Annotated in this window: 11 protein-coding genes; 9 read left to right on the top strand and 2 right to left on the bottom strand. The window is 71.9% G+C overall.

The features are described 5' to 3' along the window. Window positions 1-186 precede the first annotated feature (186 nt). The 3 genes from betI to betA are packed head-to-tail and all read left to right on the top strand — an operon-like array spanning window position 187 to window position 4,003. Window positions 187-783 (top strand): choline-responsive transcriptional repressor BetI, encoded by a 597-nt coding sequence (betI, locus tag CRP50_RS04810; RefSeq protein WP_097277867.1) that lies wholly within the window; start codon window positions 187-189, stop codon window positions 781-783. A gap of 53 nt (window positions 784-836) precedes the next feature. After that, window positions 837-2,306 (top strand): betaine-aldehyde dehydrogenase, encoded by a 1,470-nt coding sequence (gene betB, locus CRP50_RS04805; protein ID WP_097277866.1) that lies wholly within the window; start codon window positions 837-839, stop codon window positions 2,304-2,306. A 26-nt stretch (window positions 2,307-2,332) separates the two neighbouring features. Further along, entirely contained in the window at window positions 2,333-4,003 is a 1,671-nt protein-coding gene (gene betA / locus CRP50_RS04800) for a choline dehydrogenase (RefSeq protein ID WP_097277865.1), read from the top strand. Window positions 4,004-4,090: 87 nt separating this feature from the next. Here betA and CRP50_RS04795 read toward each other — a convergent pair whose 3' ends face one another. Beyond that, a complete protein-coding gene (locus CRP50_RS04795) occupies window positions 4,091-5,089 on the bottom strand; it encodes a helix-turn-helix domain-containing protein (protein WP_097277864.1) in 999 nt (332 codons plus the stop codon). Window positions 5,090-5,255: 166 nt separating this feature from the next. Here CRP50_RS04795 and CRP50_RS04790 point away from each other — a divergent pair, with 166 nt between their 5' ends. The 5 genes from CRP50_RS04790 (at window position 5,256) to CRP50_RS04770 (ending at window position 12,204) form a co-directional block, all read left to right on the top strand. Further along, window positions 5,256-7,247 (top strand): TonB-dependent receptor domain-containing protein, encoded by a 1,992-nt coding sequence (locus CRP50_RS04790; protein WP_097277863.1) that lies wholly within the window; start codon window positions 5,256-5,258, stop codon window positions 7,245-7,247. An 86-nt stretch (window positions 7,248-7,333) separates the two neighbouring features. Continuing rightward, window positions 7,334-7,666 (top strand): DUF2218 domain-containing protein, encoded by a 333-nt coding sequence (locus tag CRP50_RS04785; protein ID WP_097277862.1) that lies wholly within the window; start codon window positions 7,334-7,336, stop codon window positions 7,664-7,666. An 89-nt stretch (window positions 7,667-7,755) separates the two neighbouring features. Further along, window positions 7,756-8,976, top strand: a complete 1,221-nt coding sequence (locus CRP50_RS04780) for a pyridoxal phosphate-dependent aminotransferase (protein WP_097277861.1) — start codon at window positions 7,756-7,758, stop codon at window positions 8,974-8,976. Between the two features lie 26 nt (window positions 8,977-9,002). Further along, complete coding sequence (locus CRP50_RS04775; protein WP_097277860.1) at window positions 9,003-10,670, top strand: thiamine pyrophosphate-binding protein; 1,668 nt, start codon at window positions 9,003-9,005, stop codon at window positions 10,668-10,670. 37 nt (window positions 10,671-10,707) lie between these two features. Continuing rightward, window positions 10,708-12,204, top strand: coding sequence for an aldehyde dehydrogenase family protein (locus tag CRP50_RS04770; protein WP_097277859.1), 1,497 nt, complete (start codon window positions 10,708-10,710; stop codon window positions 12,202-12,204). 129 nt (window positions 12,205-12,333) lie between these two features. Here the strand turns inward: CRP50_RS04770 and CRP50_RS04765 are convergent, their stop codons facing one another. After that, window positions 12,334-13,230, bottom strand: a complete 897-nt coding sequence (locus CRP50_RS04765; RefSeq protein WP_097277858.1) for a LysR family transcriptional regulator — start codon at window positions 13,228-13,230, stop codon at window positions 12,334-12,336. A gap of 122 nt (window positions 13,231-13,352) precedes the next feature. Between CRP50_RS04765 and CRP50_RS04760 the strand changes: the two genes are divergently transcribed. Continuing rightward, window positions 13,353-14,630 carry an NAD(P)/FAD-dependent oxidoreductase gene (locus CRP50_RS04760; RefSeq protein ID WP_097277857.1) on the top strand — a complete coding sequence of 426 codons (1,278 nt, stop codon included), beginning with the start codon at window positions 13,353-13,355 and terminating at the stop codon, window positions 14,628-14,630. Window positions 14,631-14,633 lie beyond the last annotated feature (3 nt).

Here is a 14,633-nt window from a genome sequence, read left to right as displayed (position 1 = left end):
GCGGCCCAAGGAAAGGGACGGCGCTGCGGTCGCGGCGAAAGCCCTGCGAACCGCGATGGCGGACCATGGTCGCTGGCCCTGGGGCCGGTCCGCGGTGCGCCGTCTTTTTTGATTGACCGTTCAATTAAAAAAGGGCAGGGTCGCCTCTGTCAACACAAAATGCCCTTGCCGCTGAAGAGAATATCCATGCCGAAAGTCGGTGTTCAGCCGATCCGCAGGAAGCAGTTGATAGACGCCACAATCCAGGCCATCCACCGCTACGGCTATGGCGACGCCACTGTGGCCCGCATTGCGTCCACCGCCGGTTTGTCGGCGGGCATCATCGCCCATTACTTCGGCGGCAAGAACGAGCTTCTGGCCGCGACCATGCGCAGCCTGCTCACAGACCTGCGGCGCGAGGCCATCCGCCGCCTGACGCAGGCCGACTCGCCGCTGGCGCGGGTGGAAGCCATCGTCGCCGCCAACTTCGACGAAACCCAGTGCACGCCCGAGGTGGTGGCCGCCTGGCTCGCCTTCTGGGCGCAGGTGCCGCACGCGCCCGAACTGGCGCGCCTGCAGGGCGTCTACCGCCGCCGCCTGCGATCGGACCTGCGCCATGCCCTGCGCCAGCTGAAGCTCGCCGAGCGCGACCTCGACGAGATGACCGAGGTGCTCGGCAGCCTCATCGACGGCATCTGGCTGCGCGCCGCGCTGGCCGAGGACGGGCTCGACATCCCCGCCGCGCGCCGCCGCGTCATGACGGTGCTGCGCCTGCACCTGCTGGCCGCCGCCGCCGACGCCTGAGCGTCCGCCCAACGACCGCCCGCCTGACCGACCGACCGAGACGAGGATTTGCCGTGACCCATCCCACCGCCGACCACCGTCTGTTCATCGGCGGCGCCTTCGTGCCCGCCGCCTCCGGCGAGACCTTCGAGACCCGCAACCCGGCCACCGGCGAATCGCTCGGCCGCGTCGCCCTGGCCGGCGCCGCCGACGTGGATGCCGCCGTCGCGGCCGCGCGCGAGGGCTTCCGTGTGTGGTCGGCCATGACCGGCGCCGAGCGCGGCCGCATTCTCATGCGCGCTGCATCCCTCCTGCGCGCCCGCAACGACGAGCTGGCGCTGCTCGAAACCCTGGACAGCGGCCGCCCCTTGCAGGAAACCACCGTGGTCGACGTGGTGTCCGGCGCCGACTGCATCGAATACTACGCCGGCATGGCCGCCACCCTGACCGGGCAGCACATCCCGCTCGGCGAGGGCGCCTTCGCCTATACCCGGCGCGAGCCGCTCGGCATCTGCGCCGGCATCGGGGCGTGGAACTACCCGTTGCAGATCGCCTGCTGGAAGAGCGCCCCGGCGCTCGCCTGCGGCAACGCCATGATCTTCAAGCCGGCCGAGCTGACGCCGTTGACCGCGCTGAAGCTGGCCGAGATCTACAAGGAAGCCGGCCTGCCCGACGGCGTGTTCAACGTGGTGCAGGGCTTCGCCGACACCGGCCGGGCCATCACCGCCCACCCCGGCATCGCCAAGGTCTCGCTGACCGGCGAGGTCGGCACCGGCAAGGCGGTCATGGCCGACGCGGCCAAGACGCTGAAGCACGTCACCATGGAACTGGGCGGCAAGTCGCCGCTCATCGTGTTCGACGACGCCAACCTGGACAACGCCGTCGGCGGGGCGCTGCTCGGCAACTTCTACAGCCAGGGCGAGATCTGCTCCAACGGCACGCGGGTGTTCGTCCACCGCGCGGTGCGCGACGAGTTCCTCGCCAAGCTGAAGACGCGCACCGAGGCCATGGTCATCGGCGACCCGCGCGACCCGGCCACCCACGTCGGCCCCATGATCGCGCCCGAGCACGGCGAGAAGGTGCTGGCCGCCATCGCCGCCGGCCGCGCCGCCGGGGCGACCGTGGTCACCGGCGGCGAGCGGGTGGGTGTGCCCGGCTGCGACGCCGGCGTCTTCATCCGCCCCACCGTCTTCGCCGACTGCACCGACGCCATGAGCATCGTGCGCGAGGAGATCTTCGGCCCGGTCATGACGGTGCTGTGCTTCGACGACGAGGACGAGGTGATCGCCCGCGCCAACGCCACCGACTACGGCCTCGCCGCCGGTGTCTTCACCCGCGACCTCGCCCGCGGCCACCGGGTGGTGGCGCGGCTGGAGGCCGGCACCTGCTGGATCAACACCTACAACATCACGCCCGTGGAGATGCCCTTCGGCGGCGTCAAGCAGTCGGGCCTCGGGCGCGAGAACGGCCATGCCGCCATCGCCCACTACACCCAGGAAAAGAGCGTCTATGTCGCCCTCGGTGACGTCGACGCGCCCTACTGAGCAAGAAGAAGAGGGGTAACCCCGCCATGACGGAGACCTTCGACTACATCATCGTCGGCGCCGGCTCGGCCGGCTGCGTGCTGGCCAACCGCCTGACCGAGGACGCCGACGTGCGCGTCCTGCTGCTGGAGGCCGGCCCCAAGGACCACGCCTGGGACTGGCGCATCCACATGCCGAGCGCGCTCAGCTATCCCATGCAGTCCAAGACCTACAACTGGGACTTCTACACGGTGCCGCAGGAGCACCTGAACGGCCGCCGCCTGCACTGCCCGCGCGGCCGCACCCTCGGCGGGTCGTCGTCCATCAACGGCATGGCCTACGTGCGCGGCCATGCGCTCGATTACGAGCGCTGGGCGCAGGAAGACCCGGCTCTCGCCGGCTGGGACTACGCCGGCGTGCTGCCCTACTTCCGCAAGGCCGGCAACCGCACCAAGGGGGCGGACGCCTACCACGGCGGCGAGGGGCCGCTGAACGTCGCCACCGGCGCCTGCGAGAACCCGCTCTACACCGCCTTCATCGAGGCCGGCGTGCAGGCCGGCTACCGCCGCACCGAAGACCAGAACGGCTTCAGCCAGGAAGGCTTCGGGTCCATGGACATGACCGTCCACCGCGGCAAGCGCTGGTCGACCGCCACCGCCTACCTGCGCCCCGCCATGACGCGCCCCAACCTGACGGTGCGCACCGGCGCGCTGACCTTGCGCGTGGTGCTGGAGAACGGCGTCGCGCGCGGCGTCGAGGTCGCGGGCGTCGACGGCGGCGCGTCCACCACCGTGTGGGCGGAGCGCGAGGTGATCCTGTCGGCCGGTCCCGTCAAGTCGCCGCAGATCCTCAACCTGTCGGGCATCGGCGCGGCCGACGACCTGCGGGCGGTCGGGGTCGATGCGGTCCACGACCTGCCGGGCGTCGGGCAGAACCTGCAGGACCACCTGGAACTCTACGTCCAGCAGGAATGCACCCAGCCGATCACGCTCTACCGGGTGCTGAACCCGTGGAACAAGATGATGGTCGGCATGGAGTGGTACCTGTTCAAGACCGGCGTCGGCGCCACCAACCACTTCGAGTCGGGCGCCTTCATCCGCTCGCGGCCGGGGGTGAAGCACCCCGACCTGCAATACCACTTCCTGCCCATGGCGGTGCGCTACGACGGTCGCAACCCGTCCGACCGCCACGGCTACCAGGCGCACGTCGGCCCCATGCGGTCACGGAGCCGGGGCTTCGTGAAGCTGGCGAGCGCCGACCCGCGCGAGGCGCCGCTCATCGACCCCAAGTACATGAGCCACCCCGACGACTGGGTGGAAATGCGCGCCGCCGTCCGCCTGACCCGCGAGATCTTCGCCCAGGACGCCTTCGCCCCCTTCCGCGGCAAGGAACTGCAGCCGGGGCCGGAGGTGAAGACCGACGCCGAGATCGACGCCTGGGTCGCCGCCAACTGCGAAAGCGCCTACCACCCCTCCTGCACCTGCAAGATGGGCAGCGACGATCTGGCCGTGGTGGACGAAGACTGCCGGGTGCGCGGCGTGCAGGGCCTTAGGGTGGTGGACAGCTCGATCATGCCGACCATCACCTCGGGCAACCTGAACGCGCCGACCATCATGATCGCCGAGAAGGCCGCCGACCTGATCCGCGGCCGCACGCCCTTGCGCGATGCCGACCCGCAGTACTGGGTGAGCGACACCTGGGCGACGGCGCAGCGGTAGGCCGTCCGTCGCCGAACGCGGCCACGACGGGTCATGTGCCGACCCAGCGGCGTGTCATGCCCGGCCGCGCGCCGGCACCGCCCCCCTTCACCCTCGGCAGCGGCTCGGCGGGATGCCGAATTCGCGCTTGAAGGCGGTGGCGAAGTTGGCCGGCGAGGTGTAGCCGGCGCGCAGAGCGGCTTCGGTCACCGGGCCCTCGCCGCGTTCGAGGAAACGGCGGGCCTCGGCGAGGCGGAGGCGGCGGAGGTATTCGTAGACCGGCACGCCCAGGCGGTCGCGGAACAGGCGCTGCAGGGTGCTGACGCTGACGCAGGCCGCACTCGCCGCCTCGGCCAGGGTCACGTCCTGGTCCAGGTGAGCGGCCAGGAACTCCTGCGCGGCCCGCAGGCGGGCGTCGGCGTGATGGGGCGGCGCGGTGCCCGCCGACGCCGCACCCGATGCCGCCTCCAGCACGCGGGCGAGCAGTTCCAGCGCCCGGCTCTCCTGCATCAGGTCGCCGCAGCCGCGGCAGGCCGACGCCGACTCGGTCAGCATGGACTCGGCCAGACGCACCACCTCGGGCGGCACCGGCAGGGTCGTGAGCGCCGCGTGTTCGTGGTCGAGCCGGGCCGCCAGGCGGGCGGCGTCGCCGCTCAGGCCGGCACCGCTCAGCCAGCCGGGCGGCAGGCGCAGGGCCACCTTGCGCAGGTGCTGGCCGCGAATGCCGCGACGCTCGAACAGGTCGGCCTCGGCGAGGGAATAGAGCGCCGCCTGCGGCACCGGGCGGCCGCCGCCGTCACGCCCCGCCCCCAGCTCATAGGCCCGGCTGCCGAGGGTGACGGCGGCGCGGCCGTGCAGGAACACGGTCAGGGTCGTGCCCGGCCGCCCCACCACCCGGGTCGTCAGGTCGTGCAGGTCGACGGCGTCGGACATGTGCACCGACAGGCCGCTGCGCAGGGTGCGGCGCACGAACAGCCCGCGCACCGCCGGGTCCTGCGGCCGCAGGTCGGGCGCCACCAGGCTGAAGCCGTGGTCCTGGGTCAGCGCCGCCAGGTCCTGCCACGACAGGGCCGCCTGCCCCGCATTTTGACCGTCGTGCAAACGCATTTGATCGCTCCGCAAAAGCCGGGCCGGCGAGAAAGCCCTATACAGGATGACGGCTTCGGGGCACTCTGCGCCCCGTTATTGAGAATGACTTGCATTATTAACACAACACGACGATGCGGTCGAGCCGGCGCTGCGGTGCCCGGCTCCCGCGGTGAGGGATGAGAGCATGACGAACCAGAGTGCAACGAGGGGGATGCGCCGGCTGACGGTGCTGCTGACGACGACGGCGCTGACCACCGGCGCCCTGTCCGGCGCGGCGGCGGCGCAGGATGCGGCGGCCGGTGCGGCGGTGCAACTGCGGCCCATCAGCGTCGAAGCGGCCCGCCCGGCCCCGGTGGAGCCCATCCGCCTCGGCGCCGAGACCCTGGAGCGCGAGCAGCCGCAGACCCTGCGCGACCTGTTCGCCGACCAGCCGGCGGTCAGCGTCTCGGGCGGCAGCGCGGCGGCGCAGAAGCTGTTCGTCCACGGCGTGTCGCAGAACAAGCTGAACGTCACCATCGACGGCGCCGGCCAGCGCAACAACGTGTGGCATCACAACGGCAACCTGTTCCTCGATCCCGGCCTGCTGAAGAGCGTCGAGGTCAACCCCGGCGTCGCGCCGGCCGATGCCGGCTTCGGGGCGCTCGGCGGCACCGTCGCCTTCGAGACCAAGGACGCCGCCGACCTGCTCGCCCCCGGCCGCACCGCCGGCGGCCACGTCACCACGTCCTACGACACCAATCCGGGCACCGTGCGCGGCACCGTCGCCGGCTACGGCACGGCGCAGGGCTTCGACGTGCTCGGCCTGGTCACCCGCGAGCAGGGCGACGACTACGAGAACGGCAAGGGTGGCGAGGAGAAGGGCACCGGCAGCGACCTCGTCGACGTGCTGGCCAAGGTCGGCTACACCTCGCCCGAGGGCCACCGCATCAAGGTCAGCGGCGAGTACCTGAACGACGATACGGTGCGCCGCCTGCGCCCCAACATGGGCTTCGTCAGCGCCGACCTGAACCGCAACGACCTGACGCGCACCACCTTCACCGCCCAGTACACCACCACGGCGCCGACCGACCTGTTCGACCCCGAGGTGCTGCTGACCTACAACCTCTACGACCTCAAGCGCCCCAACGAGAGCGGCTACCGCCGCCCGTCCGGCGACTTCAACTCGCAGGTCGAGAGCATCGGCGGCAAGATCCAGAACACCTTCGCCATCCCCATGGGCAGCCTGACCGTCGGCACCGACTTCAGCCACGACGACATCACGGTCGAGCGCTTCCACTTCACGACCGACGTGTCGGAGGAGATCACCCAGGCCGGCCTGTTCGCCCAGGCGACCGTCGAGCCGGTGGACCGCCTGACCCTGTCGGCCGGCCTGCGCGGCGACATCCAGAGCTACGAGTCGGTGGACGGCCAGACCTTCGACAACGGCGGCCTCAGCCCCAACGTCTCGGCCGAATACGGCGTCACCGAGTGGCTGTCGGTGTTCGGCGGCTACAGCTACGTGTGGGGCGGCCTGGAGCCGTCGGAGACGGCGCTGTTCCACGCCCAGAACTATACCTACGCCGGCGACCTGGAGCCGACCACGGCGCACAACATGCGCGTCGGCGTCCGCACCGACTGGCTGGGCTTCGGCGCCGAGGCGGCGTACTTCCGCACGGTCATGCGCAATCCCATGGACTGGAACTACACCACCTGGACCCGCATCAACGGCGAAGACCTGGAAAGCCGCGGCGTCGACCTGGCGCTGTCCTACACCACCGACGGCGCCGGCATCAGCGCCAAGTACACCCACACCGACATCACCTACGGCGACCGCATCGCCCTGCCCGGCGACTACAACATGGGCACGGCCGTCGGCGACGTGGTGACGCTGAGCGGCTTCTACACCATCGAGCCGGCGGACCTGACCGTCGGCGGCTCGGCCGAGCACGCCTTCTCGTTCGAGGACGCCGACCTCGCCGCCAACGGCTATAAGAACCTGGAAGCCTACACGGTGGTCGACCTCTTCGCCGAGTGGACGCCCGACCCGATGGCGCCGTGGCTCACCCTGCGGGCGGAGGCCAACAACGTGTTCGACGCCGCCTACGTCAGCCGCGCCAGCTACGGCCAGACCTCGCGCGTGACGCCGGTCTACGAGCCGGGCCGGTCGTTCCTGCTGTCGTCGACCGTCCGCTTCTGAGGCCGGACCTCCCACCCGCTCGCCGAAACCGGGCCGGACCCTCCGTCGCAGGAGGGCCCGGCCCGACCGCTGCAAGAAGGCAAGTCATGCAAGAGGACACGTTCACCGCCACCGGCCGCGCCGCCACCCCGGCCGCCGCCAAGTACCTGGGCCAGTTGTGCAAGCACTTCGCCCACAAGATCACCGTCGACTACGACGCCGACACGCGCCCCGACGAAGGGCTCTGCCATTTCGCCTGGGGCACCTGCCGCATGACCGCCGAGGACGGCGACCTCGTCGTCGCCGTCACCGCCGCGTCGCCGGAGGGCGTCGACCGCATCCGCGCCGTCGTCGACGACCACCTCGGCCGCTTCGCCTGGCGCGAGAAGCTGGCGCTTGAGTGGCGCCCCGCGACCGGGGGTCATGACGCAGCATCATGACTTAAGTCCGCATCATCGCTTGCAGGGCTGGCGGTCTCTTCGCAGGATCGGTCGACATCATTCCCGTTCCGACGAAGGTCCGCCTGTCCATGTCCACCGCTGCCGCCGCCTTCCGCCGCTCCGCCCGCCTGTCGGGCATCGAGGTGTCGCTGATCGTCCAGATCTCGGAAAAGGCGCGCGAGGCCAAGGCGCGCGGCGAGCCGATCATCGGCCTCGGCACCGGCGAGCCCGATTTCCATACGCCGCAGCACATCAAGGACGCCGCCGCCGCCGCCATGGCCGCCGGCGACACCCGCTATCCGCCGACCGCCGGCACCGCCGCCCTGAAGGCCGCCGTGGTGGAGAAGTTCCGCCGCGAGAACGACCTCGTCTTCACGCCCGACCAGATCCTGGTCTCCACCGGCGCCAAGCAGGTGCTGTTCAACGCCTTCTTCGCCACCCTCGACCCCGGCGACGAGGTCGTCATCCCCGCCCCCTACTGGACCAGCTACCTCGACATCGTGCGGGTGTGCGACGGCGTGCCGGTGGTGGTGGAAACCTCCGCCGACGACGGCTTCCGCATCACGGCCGAGGCCCTGCGCGCCGCCATCACCCCGCGCACCCGCTGGCTGCTGCTGAACGCGCCGGGCAACCCGTCGGGCGCCACCTACACGCCCGAGCAGCTGCGCGCCGCCCTGGCGCCGCTCGCCGATCATCCGGCGGTGTGGGTGCTGAGCGACGACATCTACGAACACATCCGCTTCGACGGCGGCCCCTTCGTCACCACCGCGGCCTGCGTCCCCGAGCTGCGCGACCGCACCCTGACCCTCAACGGCGTGTCCAAGGCCTATGCCATGACCGGCTGGCGCATCGGCTACGCCGCCGGGCCGAAGCCGCTGATCGCCGCCATGACCGCCGCCCAGGGGCAATCCACCTCCGGCGCCTGCTCCATCGCCCAGGCGGCCGCCGTCGCCGCCCTGACCGGGCCGCAGGCGTGCGTCGCCGAGATGGTCGCCGTCTACCGCGAGCGCCGCGACCTGGTGTGCGCCGCCCTGGACGCCGTGCCGGGCCTGTCGTGCCCGCCGCCGGGCGGGGCGTTCTACGTCTTCCCGTCCTGCGCCGGGCTGTTCGGCCGCCGCACGCCGGGCGGCGCCGTGTTGACCTCCGCCATGGACGTCGCCACCTACCTGCTGGAGGCCGCCCACGTGGCCGTGGTGCCCGGCGAGGCCTTCGGCGCGCCCGAGCACTTCCGCATCTCCACCGCGTCGGCCACCGCCGACCTGCAGGAGGCGTGCCGCCGCATCGCCGCCGCCTGCGCCGCCCTGTCGTGACACCCCCGTTCCCGAGGACCGTTTCCATGAAGAAGACCGGTGGCCGCCTGATCGTCGACGCCCTCGCCGCCCAGGGCGTCGAGCGCGTGTTCTGCATCCCCGGCGAAAGCTACCTCGCCGTGCTCGATGCCCTGCACGACTCGGCGATCCAGACCGTCGTCTGCCGCCACGAAGGCGGCGCCGCCATGATGGCCGAAGCCCACGGCAAGCTGACCGGCACGCCGGGCGTCTGCATGGTCACCCGCGGCCCCGGCGCCACCAACGCCGCCTCGGGCGTCCACGTGGCCCAGCAGGACAGCACGCCCATGGTGCTGCTCATCGGCCAGATCGAGCGCGGCATGCGCGGCCGCGACGCCTTCCAGGAAGTGGACTACACCCACGTGTTCGGCACCATGGCCAAGTGGGTGGCCGAGATCGACAGCCCCGACCGGGTGCCGGAGATGATCTCCCGCGCCTTCCACGTCGCCTGCTCCGGCCGCCCCGGCCCGGTGGTGCTCGCGCTGCCGGAAGACATGCTGGTGGAGGAAGCCGAGGTCGCCGCCGCCGGCCCCGCCGTCATCGCCGAACCGGCCGCGACGCCCGCCACCCTGGCCGCCGTCGCCGCGCGCCTGAAGGCCGCCAAGAACCCGGTCGTCATCGCCGGCGGCTCGCGCTGGACCGCCGACAGCCGCGCCGCCCTGGCCCGCTTCGTGGAAGCCTGGGATCTGCCGGTCGCCTGCTCGTTCCGCCGCCAGATGCTGGTCGACCACCTGCACCCCAACTATGCCGGCGACGTCGGCCTCGGCATCAATCCGAAGCTGCTGGAGCGCCTGCAGGGCGCCGACCTCGTGCTGCTGCTCGGCGGCCGCCTGTCGGAAGTGCCGTCGCAGAGCTACGGCCTGCTCGGCATCCCGAGCCCCGAGGCCGCGCTCATCCACGTCCATCCGGGGGCGGAGGAACTGGGCCGCGTCTACCGGCCGGAGATCGCCGTCAACGCGACGCCGGGCGCCTTCCTCGACGGCCTGCTGGCCCTCGACGCCCCCGCCGCCCCGGCCTGGGCCGGCAGCGCGGCGGCGGCGCACGAGGCCTTCCTGGCGTGGAGCGGCGCCAGCCCCGTCGTCCCCGGCCCGGTGCAGATGGCGCCCATCATGGCCTGGCTGCAGGAGCGCCTCGGCCCGGACGCCATCGTCACCAACGGCGCCGGCAACTACGCCACCTGGATCCATCGCTTCTGGCGCTTCCGCACCTTCGGCAGCCAGCTCGCGCCGACCTCGGGCTCCATGGGCTACGGCCTGCCCGCCGCCGTCGCCGCCAAGCTGGCGCACCCCGAACGGCCGGTGGTGTGCTTCGCCGGCGACGGCTGCTTCCAGATGACCGGGCTCGAGTTCGGCACCGCCGTGCAGGCGGGCGCCGCCGTGGTGGTGGTGGTGGTCGACAACGGCATGTACGGCACCATCCGCATGCATCAGGAGCGCGAATACCCCGGCCGTGTCTCGGGCACCCAGCTCGCCAACCCCGACTTCGCCGCCTTCGCCCGCGCCTACGGCGGCCACGGAGAGACGGTGGAGCGCACCGAAGACTTCGCGCCGGCCATGGACCGCGCCCTGGCCGCCGGCGTGCCGGCCATCCTGCACGTCAAGCTGGACCCCGAGGCGCTGACGCCGGCGCGGTCCCTGTCCGACATCCGCGCCGCCGCCGTCGCCGCCGGCCGCTGACCCTTCAGATCAAGACCAACACCGGGAGCTTCACACCGTGTCCCACGCCGACATTCTCGACCGCTTCGGCCTTTCCTTCCCCGCCGGCGGCAGCCTCGCCGTCCGCTCGCCGGTGGACGGCAGCCGCCTCGCCACCATCCCCGAAGCCACGGCGGCCGACATGGACGCCATGATCGCCGCGGGCAAGCAGGCGTTCCTCGCCTGGCGCACCGTGCCCGCGCCGCGCCGCGGCGAGCTGATCCGCCTGCTCGGCGAGGAACTGCGCGCCGCCAAGGACGACCTCGGCCGCCTGGTCAGCCTGGAAACGGGCAAGATCTACCAGGAAGGCCTGGGCGAAGTGCAGGAGATGATCGACATCTGCGACTTCGCCGTCGGCCTGTCGCGCCAGCTCTACGGCCTGACCATCGCGTCGGAGCGCCCCGGCCACCGCATGATGGAAACCTGGCACCCCATGGGCGTGTGCGGCATCATCAGCGCCTTCAACTTCCCGGTCGCCGTGTGGTCGTGGAACGCCGCCCTGGCGCTGGTGTGCGGCAACCCCGTGCTGTGGAAGCCGTCGGAGAAGACGCCGCTGACCGCGCTCGCCTGCCAGGTGCTGTTCGAGCGCGCCGCCGCCCGCTTCGGCGACGTGCCCGCCGGCCTGTCGCAGGTGGCCGTCGGCGGCCGTGACATCGGCGAGCGCATGGTCGAAAGCCCCGACGTCGCCATCGTCTCGGCCACCGGCTCCACCCGCATGGGCCGCGACGTCGCCGCCAAGGTGGCCGCCCGCTTCGGCCGCAGCATCCTGGAGCTGGGCGGCAACGCCGCCATGATCGTGGCGCCCTCGGCCGACCTCGACCTCGCCGTGCGGGCCATCGTGTTCTCGGCGGTCGGCACCTGCGGCCAGCGCTGCACCTCGCTGCGCCGCCTGATCGTCCACCGCGACGTGCGCGACACCCTGCTGCCGCGCCTGCTGAAGGCCTACCAGAGCGCGCCCGTCGGCAACCCGCTGGAGGCCGGCACCCTGATCGGGCCGCTGGTCGACCAGGGCGCCTTCGACGCCATGCAGCACGCCCTGGAATCGGCGCGCCTGCAGGGCGGCACCGTCCACGGCGGCGAGCGCCTGCTGGCCGACCGCTTCCCCGACGCCTTCTACGTCCGCCCGGCCATCGTCGAGATGCCCGAGCAGACCGAGATCGTGCGCGAGGAGACCTTCGCCCCCATCCTCTACGTCATGACCTACGACACGCTGGACGAGGCCATCGCCCTGCACAACGGCGTGCCGCAGGGCCTGTCGTCGTGCATCTTCTCCACCGACCTGCGCGAGACGGAGCTGTTCCTGTCGGCCGCCGGCTCCGACTGCGGCATCGCCAACGTCAACATCGGCCCCTCGGGCGCCGAGATCGGCGGCGCCTTCGGCGGCGAGAAGGAAACCGGCGGCGGCCGCGAGTCGGGCTCCGACGCCTGGAAGGGCTACATGCGGCGCGCCACCAACACGGTGAACTACTCGCGCGACCTGCCGCTCGCCCAGGGCATCAAGTTCGACATCGGGTGACACGACGTGAACCGGGCCGTGCCGAGGCTTCCTCGGCGCGGCCCGGACGGCGCGACCGCGCCGCGCGCCCCCTGGCGCGGGAGCCAAGCGGGCGCAGGCCGCGCCCGGCGCCTGAGGGCAAACAAAGACTCATCTATCCCCCGCCGTCTCTTCCAGCAGCCATTCCCTGAAGGCGACCAGCGGCGGGTACGTGGCCCGTTCCGCCGGCCAGGCGAGGTAATAGCGTTCGGCGCTTTCCGTCACCAGGTCGAGCGCCGGCACCAGGTCGCCGCGCCTCAGGTCGTCCTCCACCAGGAAGGTCGGCAGCAGCGCCACGCCGAGGCCCGAGACCGCCGCCTGGGCCGCCGTGGCGAAATGGTCGAACAGCATGCCGTGCACCGGCTCGGGCGGTACGTCGTGAGCGGCGAACCAGCGTTCCCAGGCATCGGGTCGCGTCGTCAGGTGCAGCAGCGGCGCCCGCCGCAGGTCGGCCGGTTCGACGAAGCCGTACTCCGCCGCCAGCGCCGGCGCGCAGGCCGGCACCACGAATTCCCGCCGCAGCAGCACCATCTCCGCCCCCGGCCAGTGCGGGGCGCCGAAGTGGATGGCGGCGTCCACCGGCTCCAGCCGGAAATCGAACTGGCTGAGGCGCGTCACCAGATTGATGGTGATGCCGGCGTGACGCGCCAGGAAGCGCGGCAGGCGCGGTGCCAGCCAGCGGGTGCCGAAGGTCGGCAGGATCGCCAGGTTGAGCGTGCCGCCGCGCGGGTTGGCGCGCAGGTTCAGCGATGCCATGCTGATGCGGTGGAGCGCGTCGCGGATTTCGCGGGCGTAGACTTCGCCGGCGAGGCTGAGGCGGATGGTCTGGCGCTCGCGCACGAACAACTCCACCTCCAGCTGCTGCTCCAGCAGCTTGATCTGTCGGCTGACGGCGCTCTGCGTCAGGTTCAGCTCGCGCGCCGCCTTGGTGATGCTGCCGGTGCGCGCGGCGGCGTCGAAGGCGGTCAGCAGCGACAGCGACGGCAGGAAGCGGCGGGGCATGAGCATGAAGGGTATTCCGTCCCGGAATGAGGTCTCGATGAAATGACGCTTGGCAGCGACCCGTCCTTATCGAGAAGCTGACCCGAGCGAAAAATCAAGAGCGGCCATGTGCCGCGAGGAAAGACCCGATGATCGACAGCCATGGCCTGTGGGCCGCCAGTGCCCCTGCCGCCCCCGCCACCGCCCCGCTGAGCGGCCTGAGCCGCGTCGACGTCGCCATCGTCGGCGGCGGCTACACCGGCCTGTCGGCCGCCCTGCACCTGGCCGAGGGCGGCGCCTCGGTGGCGGTGCTCGAAGGCGAGGAAATCGGCTCCGGCGGCTCCGGCCGCAATGTCGGGCTGGTCAACGCCGGCATGTGGGTGAAGCCCGACGACCTGCCGGGCGTGCTCGGCCCCGTCCATGGCGACCGCCTGCTGCAGTGCCTCGGCGACGGGCCGCGCCTGGTGTTCGACATCGTCGCCCGCCACGGCCTCGACTGCGAGGCCCGCCACGCCGGCACCCTGCACTGCGCCGTCGGCCCCGAGGGCCTGGCGGAGATCGAGGAACGCTGCGCCCAGTGGCAGAGGCGCGGCGCGCCGGTGCGCGTGCTGTCGGCCGAGGAAGCGGCGCGCCGCATCGGCACCACCGCCTATGCCGGCGCCCTGCTCGACGAGCGCGCCGGGACCATCCAGCCGCTCGCCTATGCCCGCGGGCTGGCGGCGGCGGCACTGAAGGCCGGCGCGACCGTCCACACCCACAGCCGCGTCACCGCCTGCGACCGCGGCGACCAGCGCTGGCAGCTGACCACCGCCGGCGGCGGGCGGGTGGAGGCCGACTGGGTGATCGTCGCCACCAACGCCTATACCAGCGCGCCCTGGCCGCAGGTGCGGGCGGAGATCGTCCACCTGCCCTACTTCAACTTCGCGACCGTGCCGCTGTCGGCGGAGCAGCGGGCGGCGGTGCTGCCCGGCGGCGAGGGCTGCTGGAACACCCGCGACGTGCTGACTTCCTTCCGCATGGATGCGGCGGGGCGGCTGGTGCTCGGCAGCGTCGGCGCCCTGCGCGGCACCGGCAAGGCCATCCACGGCGCCTGGGCGCGCCGCACCCTGAAGCGCCTGTTCCCCATGCTGGCCGGCGTGCCCTTCGAGCAGTCGTGGTACGGCTGGATCGGCATGACCGCCGACGCCCTGCCGCGCTTCCACCGCTTCGGGCCGCAGGCGGTGGGCTTCTCCGGCTACAACGGCCGCGGCATCGCGCCGGGCACCGTGTTCGGCCGCCTGCTCGCCGAGCACGTCCTCGGCCGCCTGCCCGAGTCCGATCTGCCGCTGCCGGTGACCGAGCCCGCGCCGCACCCGTGGCGGCCGGTCCACGAGGCGGTGTACGAGTACGGCTCGCAGGCGGTACACCTGACCGGCATCGGCAGCTGAGAC

Source organism: Caenispirillum bisanense, from assembly GCF_900230255.1.
Lineage (GTDB): Bacteria > Pseudomonadota > Alphaproteobacteria > Rhodospirillales > Rhodospirillaceae > Caenispirillum > Caenispirillum bisanense_A.
Note: the sequence above shows the minus strand (reverse complement) of the source record. Positions and strands in the feature narration are given on the sequence as shown.

Excerpts from the sequence above, each read along its gene's own strand:
- betA (WP_097277865.1), top strand. The coding sequence starts at position 2,333 with ATGACGGAGACCTTCGACTACATCATCGTCGGCGCCGGCTCGGCCGGC.
- CRP50_RS04775 (WP_097277860.1), top strand. The coding sequence starts at position 9,003 with ATGAAGAAGACCGGTGGCCGCCTGATCGTCGACGCCCTCGCCGCCCAG.
- CRP50_RS04780 (WP_097277861.1), top strand. The coding sequence starts at position 7,756 with ATGTCCACCGCTGCCGCCGCCTTCCGCCGCTCCGCCCGCCTGTCGGGC.
- CRP50_RS04760 (WP_097277857.1), top strand. The coding sequence starts at position 13,353 with ATGATCGACAGCCATGGCCTGTGGGCCGCCAGTGCCCCTGCCGCCCCC.
- CRP50_RS04795 (WP_097277864.1), bottom strand. The coding sequence starts at position 5,089 with ATGCGTTTGCACGACGGTCAAAATGCGGGGCAGGCGGCCCTGTCGTGG.
- CRP50_RS04765 (WP_097277858.1), bottom strand. The coding sequence starts at position 13,230 with ATGCTCATGCCCCGCCGCTTCCTGCCGTCGCTGTCGCTGCTGACCGCC.
- CRP50_RS04785 (WP_097277862.1), top strand. The coding sequence starts at position 7,334 with ATGCAAGAGGACACGTTCACCGCCACCGGCCGCGCCGCCACCCCGGCC.
- betI (WP_097277867.1), top strand. The coding sequence starts at position 187 with ATGCCGAAAGTCGGTGTTCAGCCGATCCGCAGGAAGCAGTTGATAGAC.
- CRP50_RS04790 (WP_097277863.1), top strand. The coding sequence starts at position 5,256 with ATGACGAACCAGAGTGCAACGAGGGGGATGCGCCGGCTGACGGTGCTG.